Here is a 15,849-nt window from a genome sequence, read left to right on the forward strand (position 1 = left end):
TAATCATTCTCATTCGTATTACAATGTAATCTTTGTAATTGCTGATAGGAATGGTTTGACATGCAAGGAATTCGCTCAGGCTTCACATCTTCAATCAAGAAGGTATCTTTCGTACTTGGTTTGGGTTTTGCAATTAGTGCCCCACTTAGCCATGCGGCTGAGCCTAATACAGTTCTTAATTTGTACTCCGCGCGTCATTATCAAACCGATGAATCGCTCTACGCCAACTTCACAAAAAGTACTGGTATCAAGATTAACCGGATTGAGGCAGACGACAATGCTTTGCTTGAGCGCTTGAATAGCGAAGGTGCCAAAAGCCCAGCCGATGTGATCTTGCTTGTTGACGCAGCACGATTGTGGCGCGCTCAAGTCAATGGAATGTTCAAGCCGATTCAGTCGAAGGTATTGGATCAGCGCATACCTGCCAACCTGCGTGCTAAGGCTGATCCGGATGGAACCACCTGGTTTGGATTTTCAACTCGGGCGCGCATTATTGTGTACAACAAAGATCGTATTAAGCCGGAGGATGTGAACACTTACGAAAAGTTAGCTGATCCAATCAATAAAGGTAAGGTATGCACTCGTTCGGGCTCACACCCCTATATGTTGTCATTGGTGGGTGCTCTGATTGAGCGTGATGGCTCTGCGGCCACTGAAAAGTGGGCCAAAGGCATGGTTGCCAACATGGCGCGCGCACCGAAAGGTGGCGACACCGATCAAATCCGTGCTGTTGCATCGGGTGAGTGTGCTGTTGCTTTAACCAACTCCTACTACTTAGCGCGCCTAATGCGCTCGACCAAGCCTGAGGATATTGCGGTGGTTGCTAAAGTGGGTCATATTTGGCCCAATCAAAATGCCGGTGGTGTGCACATCAATATTTCTGGGGGAGGGGTAGCCAAGAACGCTCCCAATCCGCAAGCAGCCGTTAAGTTTTTAGAGTATCTAGCCAGCGATGCGGCGCAGATCTATCTGGCCGATGGTAATAACGAATGGCCGGTTGTGACGGGCGTAAAAGTCGACAATCCTGCTTTAAAAGCGCTCGGACCTTATCAAGTCGAAAAAGTATCGATCGCTGCCATTGGCCGTAATCAAGTAGCGGCGCAGCGTATCTTGGATCAGGCAGGTTATCGCTAGACGACTAACCGCGACCAACAAATGGCATCTTGCTTGCCATGATGGTCATGAACAAGATATTGCTTTCGGGCGGCAGTTTGGCCATCTGTAAAACAGCCTGTCCAACATGATCAACATCCATCCGCGGCTCGACTTTGATCGAGCCGTCAGCCTGCATAATTCCGGCGGCCATGCGCTCGGTCATTTCAGTAGCGGCATTACCAATATCAATCTGACCGCAGTTAATATTGAATGGCCTGCCATCGAGGGCGATGGATTTGGTTAGACCGGTAATTGCATGCTTAGTTGCGGTGTAAGGTGCGGTATTGGGTCTAGGCGCATGGGCTGAAATTGAGCCATTATTAATAATGCGACCACCTTGTGGTGACTGGGCTTTCATCATCCGCATAGCCTCTTGTGCACATAAGAAGGCGCCACAAAGATTGCTGTTGACGACATTCATCCACTGTTCATAGGAGAGTTCATCCATCGGGATCGCAGGTGCGCCCATCCCCGCGTTATTGAAAAGTACATCAATGCGGCCGAATTGATTTTTGAGCTTACTGAATAATGATTTCACTTCTTCAGGTTTACCGACATCACACGCCACCGCTAAGCAATTGCTAGCATTGCCACCAATATCGTTAATTGCTTTTTGCAAACGTTCTAGATTACGCCCAGTAAGCACGACCGAGAATCCATCGGATAACAGTGCTTTAGCAGCGGCCTTACCAATACCAGTTCCGGCACCGGTAATAAGAGCAACACGCAGAGAGTTTGAGTTCGTTGGCATGGATTTAATCAGGGCATAATGGTTAAAAATAGAATGATAAAGCCATGAACCTTTTGTATCAGATCGCCTCTCGACCTGCCTACTTGGTGACGGCATTTATCGCGATCATTGCCAGTATCTTTTTGGCGATCTGGCTGATATTGCCTGGGCCTCCCAAGACATTGACGATTGCTACTGGTTTTCCGGAGGGGCTCTACCATCAGTTTGCTACGCAACTTCAAGCAGAACTCGCAAAACAAAAGATCACCTTGCGTATCCGGAATACGGGTGGCAGTGCGGATAACTTGGCGCTAATGGCAGATCCCAAATCGGGAGTGGATTTAGCGATTATTCAGAGTGGGGTAGGTGACCCTAGTCGGTATTCAAAGCTCACCGCATTGGCAGGACTCTTCTACGAACCTCTTTGGGTTTGGTATCGACCCGAGGCCTTTGTCAAAGATGGGAGGTCTTTACAGGAATTGAATCAGCTCAAGGGAAAAAAAGTATCAATCGGTAATGAGGGGAGCGGCACAAATTTACTCTCCCAAGCGATTCTCAAACTCAATGATATTGAGCCCACGCAACTTCATTTATTAACCCTCAATCCTGATGAAGCGATTTCACAGCTTCGCAAAGGGGAGATTGACGTTGCCATGATTGTTCTTGCTGGCGAAGCGCCCTTATTGAAAGATTTCTACCAATTACCCGGCATTCGCCTAATGGACTTTGATCAAGCAGAGGCATACACCCGTGTTCTGCCTTTTCTCAAGAGGGTTGATGTCCCAAGGGGCATTGTGAGCATTGCACATGATTTACCGAAAGAAGATATTCATGTGATTGCACCCACGGCAACCTTAGTAGCACATTCGAATATCAATCCTGCTACGGTGAGTCTTTTGCTAGGTGCTTCATATGACATATTGCGCAATTACTCGCGCTTGCAAAAACCCGGTGAGTTTCCTTCCAGTAAAGGCTTGGATTTTCCAATTGATTTAGACGCAGAGATTTTCTTAAAAGACGGCCCTTCATTTTTCTATCGACATCTGCCTTTTTGGGGTGCGGTATGGCTTGAGCGCGTCATCAAGATTTTGATCCCGTTGCTCATCATTTTGTTTCCCATTTTTGCCTATCTGCCTGCGATTTTGAACCTAAGCTTGAAGATTCGGCTGGGCCGACTCTATAGAGTCTTGAAAAATATTGAAAAACGCTTTGCATCTTCAAGAGATGCGGATCATTTGTTGACTGAGCTAAATGATCTTGAGAAACGCATTGAGCGACTCAATGTATCCCTAATTCAGTCAAAAGAACTTTATGATCTCCGTTCGCATATTGCTTTAGTACGTAATCAGTTAAAACAGGCAAAATAAGATTTCAATGTTAGCGCCCCCATTTACCCCATTTGATCAACTGCAACTTTCCTTGCAAGAGCGGGGCTATGCGGTGATATCCCCCGATAGCCTGAGCCAATTAGTGAGGGTCCCTCTCAAGGATCTGGGGGCATTGAAGACCCATTGGAATGATCTGCCGCGCGATCCGTACTTAAAAGATGGGGGACGCTATCGGTTTCGTCGTCATGCGAGCTATCTGCTTCATCAAGGAACTCTTGAATTAGCACCCCATCGTGCCCATTGGCAATCGGTTGATTACAACGCTCTGCATGGCGGGATCGAGCGTTGGTTTGAGCCCCTAGAGCCCGAATTGCAGAACAACTCTACTTGGCAACAATTAATGCTGGGGATCTCGCAATTATTTCCTGCATCTCCAAGATGGTATGTTGAGGCCCATCCTTTTCGGATCGATACCAGTGATGGTATCGGTCGCCCCACGCCTGAGGGAGCACATCGCGACGGTGTCGACTACGTTGTGGTGATTTTGGTGGATCGAGTGGGTGTCAAAGGCGGGGAGACCCGTATTTTTGAAGCACAAGGCTCGATTGGTTTGCGGTTTACCTTGCAGGATTCTTGGACAGCCTTAGTTTTAAATGATGCGAAGATGATTCATGAGACCACACCAATTCAACCCATCGGAGCCCATGGCTATCGAGACACCTTGGTGATTACCTTTCGGCGCAATGGTTTTCAAGAGCCTCCAAATCGGCAAGATCAGTAATTAAATCGTCATGAGCATTCTGAAAGGGAATACACCATGGATGTTGGTAGCCCAAGTCGGTGCTCTATTGGGCTTTGCTGCATATGCTGTGACCCTAACCACTTTGCAAGGCGAGTGGGGCCTCTCTAATTTTGAATCCGGCCTAATTGCCAGTGCATTCTTCGTAGGTTATATCGCGGTGGTGCCATTTGCCACGGCGCTAACCGATCAGATGGATGCGCGGCGTATCTATATGACTGGAAGTTTGTTGGCGATTGCGGGTCAATTGGGAATGGGCTTTATCGCCAGTGGCTTTATCAGCGCTTGCGCTTGTATGATGGTGAGCGGCGCTGGGTTAGCAGCTACCTATATGCCAGGTCTCAAAATCCTTTCCGATCGAGCTATTCAAGGGGAAATCACCCGCCATATTGCGTTTTATACGGCGTTCTTTGGGGTTGGGACGGGCCTCTCCTACGTCATCTCAGGGTGGATCCTCGATCTGGGTGATTGGCATCATGTTTACCGTTGGGTCGCTTTGGGTCCAGCATGCTCGCTCCTGATCGTGTTGGTGCTGATTCAGCCAACACGTCATTCTCACTGGCAAGACAATATAAGGATTGATTGGCGTAATATTTTTCCGATCCGGAAGTGGCAACAAGTTTTGCAAAATCGCAATGCCTCAGGATACATCCTCGGATATACCGTTCATTCACTTGAGCTCTTTGCCTCGCGCAGTTGGTTAGTTGCCTTTTTTATCCTTAGCACCCAGCTTTCGGGCGAGCAATTTATTCTGGCGGCTACGACACTTGCTGGAGTCATTAATTTCTTTGGGGTACCTGCCTCGATTTTGGGTAACGAGCTTGCCTTAAAGGTGGGTCGCCAACAATGGGTGTGTATTGTGATGATCACCAGCGCTGTTTTTGGAGTGGCGCTCGCTTACTCCATGGGCCATGCCAGTTGGATTATTTTGGCACTGGCAATTGGTCATGCCATTTTTATCATGGCAGATTCTGCTACGTTGACCGCGGGGCTAGTAACAAGCGCTGATGAGAAGCTCAAGGGAGCAGCAATGGGCTTACATTCGCTGATGGGTTTTGGGGGTGGATTATTGGGCCCAGCCATTTTTGGTTTTGTGCTTGATCTCACCGGATCCCAATCCGATCGAGTTTCTTGGATTTGGGCCTATGCTTCGATCGTAGTTTGGGGGGTCTTATTTGTGATCTATGAACGTCGCAAGGGCTGGGTCCGCTAAGTTATCAAAAATGCATTTCTGGCTTTTTGAAGTCCACTAGCGAGGTCATGGCAGAAATACTCCGAACTCATCTTGTCGTAAAGACCAGAGCGCAGGGCAATATCATGGGTTTGATGATTTAAGCCGCAGATATAAACTACTACGCCCTGAGTTTGGCAATGGTGCATGAACTCCATCAAACTATCCATCCCAGTCGCATCCATATAAATTACATTCTTAAAATCCAATACCACCGCACATTGCGGCAGCCGTTGCTCGATTTTTTCAAGCAGCTGAATAGCTCCAAAAAAGAGTGCGCCATAAATGCGATACGCTGCCACTTTATCCTCTTGACCCTCAAGAAATGGAAAGTCAGTGATCGGCGCATTTTCAATTCGTGAGAGACTTGAAATTCGATATACAAAAGTGATGAACGCCAAGATTAATCCCACTTGCACAGCAACCGTTAAATCCACCGTGACTGTGAGTAAAAACACGCTGATCATGGTGATGCGGTAGGGCAGACGAAATTGTTGGACATCGATGAACTTTTTCCAATCCCCCATGTTCCAAGCAATAAAGATGAGGATAGCGGCTAAGCATGCCAAGGGAATATTTTTTGCCAATGGTGATGCTAATACGATGATGAGCAGTAGAGTGGCTGAATGAACAATCGCTGAGATTGGTGTTCTAGCGCCAGATTCAATATTAGTGACCGTGCGGGCAATCGTACCGGTAACTGGCATACCCCCAAAGAAAGGCATGAAAAAGTTAGCAATCCCCTGGCCCATGAGCTCTTGATTGGGGCGATGGCGCTCATGCGTCAAGCCATCGGCAATACGAGCGCAGAGCAGGGATTCAATGGCGCCTAATAGTGCTAGGGTCATCGCTGGGGCAATCACCAATTGAGCGCTCTCCCAAGTAATTCCTTGCCATTGAGGACTTGGAAGACCGGATGGAATTCCACCAAAGCGCGTTCCAATCGTCTCCACTGGTAATGAAAAAATGGTGGTTACCAGAGTTGCGAGTACCAGAACCCAAATGGTCCCTGGAATGATCCCCGGTTTTCCGAGGCGCTTATGAAAGAGTCGCCATAGAATCAGAAAGAGCAGACTTGAGAGTGATAGAGCGAAGGTCGTTGGGTTCCAGGTAGCGGCCTGATGAATGAGCGTTTGTACCATGCTAACGAATTGCGATGGTAATTGTGGAATTTGCAAACCAAAGAAGTCTTTAATTTGCGAAAGAATGATGAGAACCGCAATACCATTCGTAAAGCCAACAATCACGGCAATCGGAATAAAGCGAACTAGAGTTCCTAGGCGAAACAGTCCCATCAGAAATAAAAAAACACCTGATAGGGTGGTGGCGAGTAAGAGATTGGCAACCCCATAGCGATCAACAATGGCATAAATGATCACGATAAAGGCACCAGCAGGCCCTGCAATTTGAACTTTAGTGCCGCCAAATAGCGCGACAATCAATCCCCCAATAATGGCGGCAAAGATTCCAGCCTCGGGTTTTAAGCCACTAGCAATTGCAAACGCCATTGCCAGTGGTAGAGCAATCACCCCTACCGTGATACCGGCGAGTACATCTTGTGAGAACTGTTGACGCGAATACTCGCTAAATGAATCAAGGATGGCTGGTCGAAAGAAAGCCATTGTAGGTTTTTAGGTTTTAAACCAATTCCCCAACCACTGAGTAATCCCATAGGCCAACACTGAGCATGTTGCTGTCAGAATACTGCCCCAGGCGATATCAATCAGAGCAAGCTTACTTGGAAAATCACGAATCACAGCTAGATTGGTGAGGTTATAGGTCATGTAGCAAAAGAGTCCAAAAAGCGCACCATAAATGAGTGCATCAAGCCATACCTGCTTTTGTAGGGCGGGATAAATCACAAAAATTAGGGCTCCAAGTCCGTACAACAGATAAAAGCCTAAAGCGGCCATCAGATTGGGATTGGGGGACATGAGGGTACCCATTTCACTGCGATACAGGCCTTTGGCAATTCCTAATAACCAAATTAAATCAATCACTAAGAGGCAAAGCAGGAAGGCAAAATAGGGGATGAAATACTTGAGCATTTTGGTCAGAACCAGTCGCACAGACCGTTAATCGGACTTAACATAGTAATGTCAGTATAAATCCTTCAACTATTTCACAGGAGGTATCTATGTTTCGTAATTTAATCGTACCTGTTGATGGTAGCGATATGAGTATGAAATCGCTCAAGAAAGTGGCCGAATTAGCAAAGGTGGACGGCGCAAAAATTACTTTAGTTTATGTATCCGACCCATTGCCTCCGATTGCGTATGCCGATAGCACCATGGGAGTAGCTTTTACCGACACCGAACACAAAAAGACCTGTGAGGCCTTTGCAAAGAAAATTCTGGCGAAATGTAGTGAAAAATTGGGCAAGGGCTTAATGGTTGATGCCCGCCATATTTTTCATGTCAACCTATACGAAGGAATCATCGAGGCTGCTAAGAAAGCCAAGGGAGATGTGATTGTGATGGCATCCCATAAAAATACCGGCCTCAAAGGGATTATGCTCGGCAGTGAAACCCACGCAGTAATCGTACACACCAAATTGCCAGTATTGGTTTTGGGCTAGTTTCTATTTTCTATTTCTTTTTCTGTTGGCCCGCCTCGGCGCGAGCTGCAGCGATGTTTTCATCCATGCCCCGTGCAAACTCACTATCCGCAGGTACTAAGCCTTTTGCCTTGGACCAATATTCTTCAGCTTTTTTATAGTCCCCTATTTCAAAATAAGCAGTGCCTCCCAGGGCAAGGGCTTTGAGATTATTGGGGTCGATCTGTAGGGCTTTTTGCACCAGGCGCATCGGTTCACCTTTAATACTCTTATTCTCAAACGCTAAGAGATCGGCATAGTCCACCAAGAGTTGGGCATTATTGGGGTTGAGTTCCAATGCTTTCTTATAAGCCGCCCGAGCTTCTGCCATCCGGTTTAATGCAGCATATGAGCGCCCCAGCATTTGCCAGCCCTCAGCATTATTAGGCTCCTTTTCGAGCCGTTGAGCTAAACGCTCAACCATGCCCTCAATATCTTGTTGCGTCAGCTGCGGTTGGCCTTGATTAGCCTCTGGCAAGTAAAGGGCTAATGGGGACCCGACCAAGAGATATAAAACAATCGCCCCAATGGGTAATGTGGTGGCAATGAAAATGGTCGACCATTTTTTCTTGCGCTGGTGTAACTCCCCATCCAAAACAAGTTGATCGGCAGCGATCGCTCGCTCCTCTTGGAGTAAGCGTTTTTCAATGTCAAGGCGCGATTCGGCTAATTGCTCTTGAGAGATACGACCTTCTTGGTGGTCAAGCTCAAATTGACGTAATTGATTTTGAAGAATAGCAATATTTTCGTCTTGCTCGAAACTAATTTTTTCAAGATTAAGCTTGCTTTTGCGAAACGGAATAATGATCAATAAAACCGCAACCACGGTCATCAATACAGCAATCAGGATGAAAAGAGTCATTACTGGTTTCCTAGTTTGCGGTCTAGCAGTTGTCTAGCGCGTTCAATCTCTTGAGCTGAAAATGTTTCTTGAGACAGCTCTTGTTTGCGTTGTTTAATTTGGCGAACCAATAAAACAATACCAAGCAACATCAGTAAAAATGGACCAACCCAAAGCATTACAGTTGCTGCATTAAAGGGAGGCTTATAGAGCACAAAGTCTCCATAACGCTCAGTCATGTATCTCAAGATTTCTTGTTTAGAGCGTCCCTCACTTAGCTGTTGGCGAACTTGGTTTTTGAGATCCACCGCGAGATCAGCATTAGAATCCGCAATCGTTTGATTCTGACAAACCAGGCAGCGCAGTTCATTCGAGACCTCGAGAACTTTCTTCTCAAGCGCTGGGTTATCCGAAACCGAGGGGGCTGTATTGCTTTGCGCTAAGCCCATGCTGTGAATAGCAGAGCTGAGTAAGAGTCCAGCCACCAAATGAATAGAGAAGTTCTTCATGATTGGAGGCTGGCAATCAAGGGGATAATTTTTTTCTCAATCGTATCCTTGGTGAGTGGCCCAATGTGTTTGAGGCGAATGACGCCAGAGCGATCAATCACAAAGGTTTCAGGAACCCCATAGACCCCATAATCAATTCCAACCTGTCCCTTCATATCGGATACCGAGAGTTGATAGGGGTCGCCGAATTGCTTGAGCCAAGCCTTGGCAGCTTCAGGCTTGTCTTTGTAATCAAGCCCAATCAGAGGTGTACTCTGAGTTTTAGCAAAGTCAACCAATAAAGGATGTTCATCACGACATGCCGCACACCACGAGGCCCAGACATTGAGAATCCATACCTGTCCCTTCATTTGGTCGGGAGAAAAACTCGCCTCCTCTTTACCGAGCACTGGTAGATTAAACATCGGGGCAGGTTTACCAATAAATGGCGATGGCACCTCACGCGGCTTCAGTTGTAAGCCGATTCCTAAAAAAATCAGCAGCACCAGAAAGATGACGAAGGGAATCAGGTAACGTCGCATCTTATGCTTCTTTCTTGCGATAGCGACGATCAGTAATCGCCAAGAAACCACCGAGAGCCATGAGGAAGCATCCGCCCCAGATCCAATCAACAAATGGTTTGTGATAAATACGCACACTCCATTCGTTTTCATTAATTGGTTCTCCGAGTGATACATAGAGGTCGCGTGTCAGGCCAGAATCGATTGCTGCCTCGGTCATCGGCATTTGGCTTGCGGTGTAAATCCGTTTCTCGGGGAACAGGCTGGTTACTGGTTTGCCATTCTTGCTTACATCAAATTCACCCTGAATAGCCGCATAGTTAGGGCCATTGATGGTTTTTAAGCCAACCATTTTAAAGTCATAGCCACCTGACTGCGATACGCTGCCAATTTGCATTCGAACATCCTGCTCGGTTTCAAAGCCGCGCACTGCGGTAACACCAATGATAAATACCGCCACCCCAAAATGTGCCAGTAGCATGCCGTAGTAACCAGCCGGTTGAATACGTAGGTTTTGCCACCAGGTCTTACTTGGGTTAATCCTGGCGCGATCAATTAATTGTGTGATACCAGAGCTAATAATCCAGGCAGCAATCAAAAGTCCAAAGCCGATCATTGGCGTCCAGGTATGCAACACGAGGGGGGCAATGATCGCAGAGATGGCGCTTGCTGCAAGTGCCCACTTCAATTTAGTAGCAAGTTCGATTGGAGGCGATTGGCGCCAGCGCGCAATTGGACCAACCCCCATTAAAAATAATGCAGGCGTCATGAGTGGCACAAATACTGCCTCAAAGTAGGGCTCGCCCACTGAGATTTTGCCAAGGTTTAAGGCGTCCAAGATCAGGGGATAGAGCGTGCCTAGCAATACTGCGGCGGCGGCAACCAATAAGAGAACATTGTTAACGAGTAGCATGCCTTCGCGTGAGACGGTCTCAAAGTTACCCCCAATATTGGCCTTCGGGGCTCGCCATGCAAATAGCAATAAGGAGCCACCAACGATCAGACCTAAAAAGCCCAGAATAAATACGCCACGCTCAGGATCGGTGGCAAAGGCGTGGACCGAAGTGATCACGCCCGAGCGAACTAGGAAGGTTCCTAATAGTGATAGTGAGAAAGCCAAAATTGCCAATAGGGCGGTCCACATTTTGAAGCCACCGCGTTTTTCAGTAACAGCAAGCGAGTGCATTAATGCAGTACCGACTAGCCAAGGCATAAAGGACGCATTTTCAACTGGGTCCCAGAACCACCATCCACCCCAACCGAGTTCGTAATATGCCCAAGCGCTACCAAGCGCAATACCAATGGTTAAGAAGCACCAGGCGGTAGTAACCCAAGGGCGCGACCAACGCGCCCAGGCGGCATCGAGTCGACCAGATAAAAGAGCGGCAATTGCGAATGCGAAAGCGACTGCTGAACCCACATAGCCCATGTATAAAAACGGCGGATGAATAATCATCCCAGGGTCTTGCAGCAGAGGATTGAGATCGCGCCCTTCAGGAGCGGGAGGAAAAAGCCGATCAAAGGGATTCGAGGTCAAGATAGTAAATAACAAAACACCCACACTCAAAATACCCAACACAGCCAAAATGCGCGCAATCATTTTGTCTGGAAGGTGTTTTGAGAAAACAGCTACAGCCAAGGTCCAGGCTGCTAACATTAATGCCCATAACAAGATAGAGCCTTCATGGCCACCCCAGACGGCACAGATTCGATAAATCAGGGGCAAATTAGAATTAGAGTTTTGTGCCACATACAACACACTGAAATCATTTTGAATGAAGTTCACTGTGAGGCAAACGAAGGCAATGGCGACCCAAATAAAGAGGGCCCAAGAGGCAGGTCTAGCAATGGCCATGAGATGAGGGCGATTACTCTGCGCGCCCACCATTGGAAATACGGACAAGATCAGCGCAGTCACCAGCGCCAAGATCATTGCGTATTGGCCGATTTCTGCAATCATTTTTTACCCCCATACTCTTTCAGAGTGGGCGCTGCTTGAGGATCTTTTGATTTGGCTTTTTCAAGAGCCTCGGCGGCTTCGGGCGGCATATAGTTCTCATCATGCTTAGCAAGCACTTGTTTTGCCTGAAAGATTCCGTTTTGATTGAGCTGACCTTGAGCAACTACGCCCTTACCTTCCTTGAATAAATCTGGCAAAAGACCTTCGTATTGGACGGGGACGTCGTGTGCGGTATCGGTCACGACAAAGTTCACCTTCAGGCCGCCTGGGTCGCGAACAACGCTACCCTCTTTAACCAGGCCGCCAATCCGAAATAGTTTGTTCTTCGGCGCCTCATTGGCATAAACCTGGGATGGGCTAAAAAAGAACACTAAATTACTTTGGAAGGTCTGCAATACCAAATAGGCTGCAACACCTAATGAGGCCAGACCACCAGCGATCGCAAGACCGCGCTTTGTACGGGGTTTCATAACCCCCTATTTTGCCTAATTTCTTTTGGGCTCGCGAATTTCAGAAATTAGGGTTTTTCGAAGGGCCTTATTCCGACTTCGTAGCAGGGCTATCTCAATCACCAGCGCCAAAATTGTGACCAGGTAAGACCCCCAAACAAAGAGGGCATAGCCACCCATGTGAAGAAAGTCGGAGAAGCTTGACCAATAAAGCATTACAGAACCTCCTTGACCCAGTCGGCATGGCGCTCCCGGTCTAGAATGAGATTACGACACCGATACAGGGCAACTGCAATTGAATACATCCAAAAAGCAAAAACCATGATGAGCATCCCAGTTAACATCTGTGTGGCCATCGTAGGGGCTTTAGTCAAACTGACAGACGCCCCCTGATGGAGAGTATTCCACCATTTAACCGAGAAATAAATGATGGGGACGTTGATTACCCCCACAATAGCTAATAATGCTGCGCTACGATCGGCCTTGCGAACATCTTCAATCGAGGCATGTAATGATAAGAAGCCAAAATATAGAAAAAGCAATACGAGCTCTGAGGTGAGGCGAGCGTCCCAGACCCACCAGGTACCCCAGGTTGGCTTGCCCCAAACGGCACCGGTCCACAAGGCAATAAAGGTCATGATAGCTCCTGTGGGGGCTAGGGATAGGGCTAGCATACTAGCTAAGCGCGCATTAAAAATGAGACCAATCGCTGCCCAAAATGCCATGACCAGATAAATTAACATCGACATCCAAGCTGCAGGAACATGGATAAAAATAATGCGATACGAGTCACCCTGTTGATGATCGGTGGGAGCAATACCTAAGCCGATTACTAAACCAATGATGGTCAGGATCACACCGCTCACCACAAACCAAGGGATTAGCGATCCAGCAAGCCCATAAAAACGTTGGGGGGCTGCAAACTTAAACCAATTTAGATTGAGTAAAGACAAAGTTAAAACCTAACAGATGAATAAACTGAAAGGTATTGTAAGTCGATTGCGGGTGATCGTCTTTTATTCCAGGGCAATCCGAATGCTAGCTGCGCTGGCAAAGGGGGCTAAAAATAATGCGAGTGCGAGCATGGCGCCAAGTAAAGAAAAATGGGCCGCCACTCCAAGGCCGCTCTGGTAGGACTCCACCGCCCCGGCTCCAAAGATAAGAACGGGACTGACCAAGGGCAAAATGATCAGGGCCAGCAGGGTCCCACTGCCACGACTGGCTAAGGTTAAACCGGCGCCTATAGAGCCGATTAGGCTCAGTAGAGGTGTTCCCAGTAGAAGGGATAGAAATAAAACACCGACCGTATCGATTGGTAAATTAAATTGCAAAGCAAGGATCGGAGAAATTAAAGTTAGCAATAGGCCGCTACTTATCCAATGTGCAATCGTTTTGGCTAGCACTACGAGAGGCAGTGGAAGGGCGGTTAAGGCAATTTGGTCCAAAGACCCATCGATAAAATCCTCTGAAAAAATTTTGTGAAGCGATAACATGGCCGCCAGTAGGGCGGCAATCCAAAGGATTCCCGGCGCAATTTGCATCAAGAGGTTTTGCTCTGGCCCAATACCCAGCGGAAAAAGACTCGCCACTACAGCAAAGAAGATGAGGGCAGCAAGACTATCACTTTTGCGGCGAAGCGCGAGACGTAGGTCGCGCGTAATCACACCTAGAAAGATTGTAAATCCGGAAGCACTTTGGCTCATAGTTCCAATCGAATTACACAAGGTTCGCTATCGATCTGTAGCTCTTGATGGCTACTGAGTGCCACGATTCCTCCATGATTGACATGGTTGATTAATAAGCTTTGTAGCGCAAGGTTTGCTTCTCGATCCAGGGCATTAAATGGTTCATCCAAAACCCAAATGGATTTTGGATGTGGCAAGTGTAGGCGACTAAGTGCGATACGTTGTTTTTGACCTTGCGATAGGGTGCGAATAAAACGATGGGCTTGGCGATCTAAACCCGCTGCGCGCAGAGCGAACATAGCCTCATCATCAGAGACCGATTGACCGCCTAGTAATGCCAATGACATTAGATTCTCGATTGCGCTGAAGTCTGGCTTCAAGGCGGGGATGTGCCCAAGATAAATCAGCTCAGTATGAAATTGATCTCGGTCCTCAGTGATTGGATCCGATCCCCAAAAAACTTGACCAGCATGGGGTAATAGTAGGCCACAAAGAATACGTAGGAGACTGGATTTACCTGAACCATTATCTCCAGAGATGCGCAGAATAGACCCTGGTTTGATTTCAAGATGGAGATCTTCAAATAAGGTACGACCTCCACGCACGCATGAAATGGACTCAAGCCGTAACGATTTAGACATGCGTACTCATTCTTTAGGGATGCTGCCTAACATTAACAGCTGCTTGGTGAACGAGCCACTATCGCTTGGGCGCATCGTCCACAAATCCAGCTGAATTTTTGGGTTATAGAGATCCACATAGATGCCATTCTTTCGTAATTCATAATGCAAATGGGGGCCGGTGGAACGACCAGTCGAGCCAACGTAGCCGATCTCCATGCCGCGCCGAATATTATTGCCGACGACTAATTCATTATTGTAATTACTCAAGTGGGCGTAATAGGTTCGATAGTTGCCTGGATGGTCAATGATGATGAGTTTGCCGTACGCTCCGCTGTAACCAAGAAAAGCCACTTTCCCATTCGCTACGCTAAATACTGGCGTACCAGTTGGCGCTGCATAGTCAATACCCATATGAGTTCGATAGCGTCGGTCTTTGCCTTGGGCTTGTGGATTATTGGGATTGGTTCGGGAGCGAATTGGAACCTGTCCAACGCCCCGCGAGATCCGTCGATAGCTTAGAGGATTAGTCCAAAAGCTACGTTCAATGGAGTCACCGCTGGCGGTAAAGAATGATCCCGGAATATCATCACGATCCAACCAAAACGCATCGGCTAGCACTTGATTGGTTGCGGGATTCAAAATCTCGACTGCCCAAATTTGTGCCCAGCGATCCCGGGTACCAAAATCAACGATGACGCGCACTTGCTTTGGGCTGTTTCCAAGTGAGGCAGAGTCATCTGGATAAAGTTGCTTCACGATCGAGTTGAGTTCCCAGGCAAGCTCAACTGGTAACTTATCCCCTAAACGTTGGGGTTCATAGAGAACCTCTTGCAAGGGAATAAATAGCTCTGTCCAAAACTGCATTTGACCAACAAGGTTTTCTTCTTGAACGAGGTATCCCCCAAACCCCGAGGCAGTAAAAGTCAAAATCTGAGATTTCTCATTCCTACTTGGCCCATTCATGATGCTAAGTGACTCAAGGCGTCCGCGTTTTCCGAAAGCAACCACATAAGGGATGCATGGACCATTTACGGAGTCGAAGAACCGACCCGTTTGATTCTTGAAGTACTCTAAAAACTCAGGATCGTTGATTCCAATTCGGCTGGGAAGATTGCCCTCTCGAAATCCTCGCTTTAGACAGCCGCGTTGGACCTGAAAATCAGGCACCGCATCGAACTGACTGTACTCTTCGGTGCCGGGATCAGTGAGTTGCTGATTTTGCTCTGCAGCCGATTTGCTTTGCAAGCCCGAGCTACCACCACCTACTTTACCTTGCGCTCGTTGATTAACCTGAATCCCTTTTTGGGGAGCAAGCACTTTTTTGTTAGCGGGATTCGATTTGGTGTTTTCATTGGATTGAGACAGCGCGATCTGACTGCAAAGTATCAGACCAATTCCAAGACATACTTTGCCCAAAAGGACCAAAGATCGAACACTGAATCG

At 47.6% G+C, this 15,849-nt stretch carries 18 protein-coding genes; 5 read left to right on the forward strand and 13 right to left on the reverse strand.

The window, feature by feature from the left end; all coding sequences use genetic code 11:
* Positions 1-60: 60 nt before the first annotated feature.
* Entirely contained in the window at positions 61-1,134 is a 1,074-nt protein-coding gene (locus tag QUE60_RS01840; RefSeq protein ID WP_286227013.1) for an extracellular solute-binding protein, read from the forward strand.
* Positions 1,135-1,138: 4 nt separating this feature from the next.
* Here the strand turns inward: QUE60_RS01840 and QUE60_RS01845 are convergent, their stop codons facing one another.
* Entirely contained in the window at positions 1,139-1,906 is a 768-nt protein-coding gene (locus tag QUE60_RS01845) for an SDR family oxidoreductase (protein ID WP_286227014.1), read from the reverse strand.
* 44 nt (positions 1,907-1,950) lie between these two features.
* Here QUE60_RS01845 and QUE60_RS01850 point away from each other — a divergent pair, with 44 nt between their 5' ends.
* The 3 genes from QUE60_RS01850 to QUE60_RS01860 are packed head-to-tail and all read left to right on the forward strand — an operon-like array spanning position 1,951 to position 5,225.
* A complete protein-coding gene (locus tag QUE60_RS01850) occupies positions 1,951-3,252 on the forward strand; it encodes a TAXI family TRAP transporter solute-binding subunit (protein WP_286227015.1) in 1,302 nt (433 codons plus the stop codon).
* A gap of 7 nt (positions 3,253-3,259) precedes the next feature.
* Entirely contained in the window at positions 3,260-3,994 is a 735-nt protein-coding gene (locus QUE60_RS01855) for a 2OG-Fe dioxygenase family protein (protein WP_286224135.1), read from the forward strand.
* Between the two features lie 10 nt (positions 3,995-4,004).
* Positions 4,005-5,225 (forward strand): MFS transporter, encoded by a 1,221-nt coding sequence (locus QUE60_RS01860; RefSeq protein ID WP_286227016.1) that lies wholly within the window; start codon positions 4,005-4,007, stop codon positions 5,223-5,225.
* On the opposite strand, the gene QUE60_RS01865 is transcribed toward QUE60_RS01860, so the two are convergent.
* Positions 5,222-6,865, reverse strand: coding sequence for a SulP family inorganic anion transporter (locus tag QUE60_RS01865; RefSeq protein ID WP_286227017.1), 1,644 nt, complete (start codon positions 6,863-6,865; stop codon positions 5,222-5,224). The two genes, QUE60_RS01860 and QUE60_RS01865, sit on opposite strands and share 4 nt — an antisense overlap.
* Before the next feature lie 9 nt (positions 6,866-6,874).
* Positions 6,875-7,291, reverse strand: a complete 417-nt coding sequence (locus QUE60_RS01870) for a DUF2177 family protein (protein WP_286227018.1) — start codon at positions 7,289-7,291, stop codon at positions 6,875-6,877.
* 89 nt (positions 7,292-7,380) lie between these two features.
* On the opposite strand from QUE60_RS01870, the gene QUE60_RS01875 reads away from it, so the two are divergent.
* Complete coding sequence (locus tag QUE60_RS01875) at positions 7,381-7,821, forward strand: universal stress protein (protein ID WP_286227019.1); 441 nt, start codon at positions 7,381-7,383, stop codon at positions 7,819-7,821.
* Between the two features lie 10 nt (positions 7,822-7,831).
* Here the strand turns inward: QUE60_RS01875 and ccmI are convergent, their stop codons facing one another.
* From ccmI to QUE60_RS01925, 10 genes are all read right to left on the reverse strand, one after another.
* Positions 7,832-8,701 carry a c-type cytochrome biogenesis protein CcmI gene (ccmI, locus tag QUE60_RS01880; protein ID WP_286227020.1) on the reverse strand — a complete coding sequence of 290 codons (870 nt, stop codon included), beginning with the start codon at positions 8,699-8,701 and terminating at the stop codon, positions 7,832-7,834.
* A complete protein-coding gene (locus QUE60_RS01885) occupies positions 8,701-9,189 on the reverse strand; it encodes a cytochrome c-type biogenesis protein (protein ID WP_286227021.1) in 489 nt (162 codons plus the stop codon). The genes ccmI and QUE60_RS01885 overlap by 1 nt, the downstream gene beginning before the upstream one ends.
* Entirely contained in the window at positions 9,186-9,710 is a 525-nt protein-coding gene (locus QUE60_RS01890; RefSeq protein WP_286227022.1) for a DsbE family thiol:disulfide interchange protein, read from the reverse strand. Before QUE60_RS01890 ends, QUE60_RS01885 begins: the two co-directional genes overlap by 4 nt.
* 1 nt (position 9,711) lies before the next feature.
* The gene (locus tag QUE60_RS01895; protein WP_286227023.1) at positions 9,712-11,649 is read right to left on the reverse strand and encodes a heme lyase CcmF/NrfE family subunit; all 1,938 of its coding nucleotides are present in this window, start codon (positions 11,647-11,649) and stop codon (positions 9,712-9,714) included.
* Complete coding sequence (gene ccmE, locus QUE60_RS01900; RefSeq protein ID WP_286227024.1) at positions 11,646-12,119, reverse strand: cytochrome c maturation protein CcmE; 474 nt, start codon at positions 12,117-12,119, stop codon at positions 11,646-11,648. The genes QUE60_RS01895 and ccmE overlap by 4 nt, the downstream gene beginning before the upstream one ends.
* Before the next feature lie 15 nt (positions 12,120-12,134).
* Entirely contained in the window at positions 12,135-12,314 is a 180-nt protein-coding gene (gene ccmD, locus QUE60_RS01905) for a heme exporter protein CcmD (protein WP_353506043.1), read from the reverse strand.
* Positions 12,314-13,051, reverse strand: coding sequence for a heme ABC transporter permease CcmC (gene ccmC, locus QUE60_RS01910; RefSeq protein ID WP_286227025.1), 738 nt, complete (start codon positions 13,049-13,051; stop codon positions 12,314-12,316). Before ccmC ends, ccmD begins: the two co-directional genes overlap by 1 nt.
* A gap of 63 nt (positions 13,052-13,114) precedes the next feature.
* Positions 13,115-13,801, reverse strand: a complete 687-nt coding sequence (ccmB, locus tag QUE60_RS01915) for a heme exporter protein CcmB (RefSeq protein ID WP_286227026.1) — start codon at positions 13,799-13,801, stop codon at positions 13,115-13,117.
* Positions 13,798-14,424, reverse strand: a complete 627-nt coding sequence (gene ccmA / locus QUE60_RS01920) for a cytochrome c biogenesis heme-transporting ATPase CcmA (protein WP_286227027.1) — start codon at positions 14,422-14,424, stop codon at positions 13,798-13,800. The genes ccmB and ccmA overlap by 4 nt, the downstream gene beginning before the upstream one ends.
* Positions 14,425-14,430: 6 nt before the next feature.
* Positions 14,431-15,723, reverse strand: coding sequence for a M23 family metallopeptidase (locus QUE60_RS01925; protein ID WP_286227028.1), 1,293 nt, complete (start codon positions 15,721-15,723; stop codon positions 14,431-14,433).
* Positions 15,724-15,849: the final 126 nt, after the last annotated feature.

Origin of the sequence: Polynucleobacter sp. HIN11, assembly GCF_030297675.1 — a bacterium.
GTDB lineage: Bacteria > Pseudomonadota > Gammaproteobacteria > Burkholderiales > Burkholderiaceae > Polynucleobacter.

What these genes read in the sequence shown, in the direction of transcription:
- QUE60_RS01870 (WP_286227018.1), bottom strand. Translation starts at nt 7,291, where the DNA reads ATGCTCAAGTATTTCATCCCCTATTTTGCCTTCCTGCTTTGCCTCTTA.
- QUE60_RS01845 (WP_286227014.1), bottom strand. Translation starts at nt 1,906, where the DNA reads ATGCCAACGAACTCAAACTCTCTGCGTGTTGCTCTTATTACCGGTGCC.
- QUE60_RS01895 (WP_286227023.1), bottom strand. Translation starts at nt 11,649, where the DNA reads ATGATTGCAGAAATCGGCCAATACGCAATGATCTTGGCGCTGGTGACT.
- QUE60_RS01890 (WP_286227022.1), bottom strand. Translation starts at nt 9,710, where the DNA reads ATGCGACGTTACCTGATTCCCTTCGTCATCTTTCTGGTGCTGCTGATT.
- ccmD (WP_353506043.1), bottom strand. Translation starts at nt 12,314, where the DNA reads ATGCTTTATTGGTCAAGCTTCTCCGACTTTCTTCACATGGGTGGCTAT.
- ccmI (WP_286227020.1), bottom strand. Translation starts at nt 8,701, where the DNA reads ATGACTCTTTTCATCCTGATTGCTGTATTGATGACCGTGGTTGCGGTT.
- ccmB (WP_286227026.1), bottom strand. Translation starts at nt 13,801, where the DNA reads ATGAGCCAAAGTGCTTCCGGATTTACAATCTTTCTAGGTGTGATTACG.
- QUE60_RS01885 (WP_286227021.1), bottom strand. Translation starts at nt 9,189, where the DNA reads ATGAAGAACTTCTCTATTCATTTGGTGGCTGGACTCTTACTCAGCTCT.
- ccmA (WP_286227027.1), bottom strand. Translation starts at nt 14,424, where the DNA reads ATGTCTAAATCGTTACGGCTTGAGTCCATTTCATGCGTGCGTGGAGGT.
- QUE60_RS01850 (WP_286227015.1), top strand. Translation starts at nt 1,951, where the DNA reads ATGAACCTTTTGTATCAGATCGCCTCTCGACCTGCCTACTTGGTGACG.
- QUE60_RS01865 (WP_286227017.1), bottom strand. Translation starts at nt 6,865, where the DNA reads ATGGCTTTCTTTCGACCAGCCATCCTTGATTCATTTAGCGAGTATTCG.
- ccmE (WP_286227024.1), bottom strand. Translation starts at nt 12,119, where the DNA reads ATGAAACCCCGTACAAAGCGCGGTCTTGCGATCGCTGGTGGTCTGGCC.
- QUE60_RS01840 (WP_286227013.1), top strand. Translation starts at nt 61, where the DNA reads ATGCAAGGAATTCGCTCAGGCTTCACATCTTCAATCAAGAAGGTATCT.
- QUE60_RS01855 (WP_286224135.1), top strand. Translation starts at nt 3,260, where the DNA reads ATGTTAGCGCCCCCATTTACCCCATTTGATCAACTGCAACTTTCCTTG.
- QUE60_RS01875 (WP_286227019.1), top strand. Translation starts at nt 7,381, where the DNA reads ATGTTTCGTAATTTAATCGTACCTGTTGATGGTAGCGATATGAGTATG.
- QUE60_RS01860 (WP_286227016.1), top strand. Translation starts at nt 4,005, where the DNA reads ATGAGCATTCTGAAAGGGAATACACCATGGATGTTGGTAGCCCAAGTC.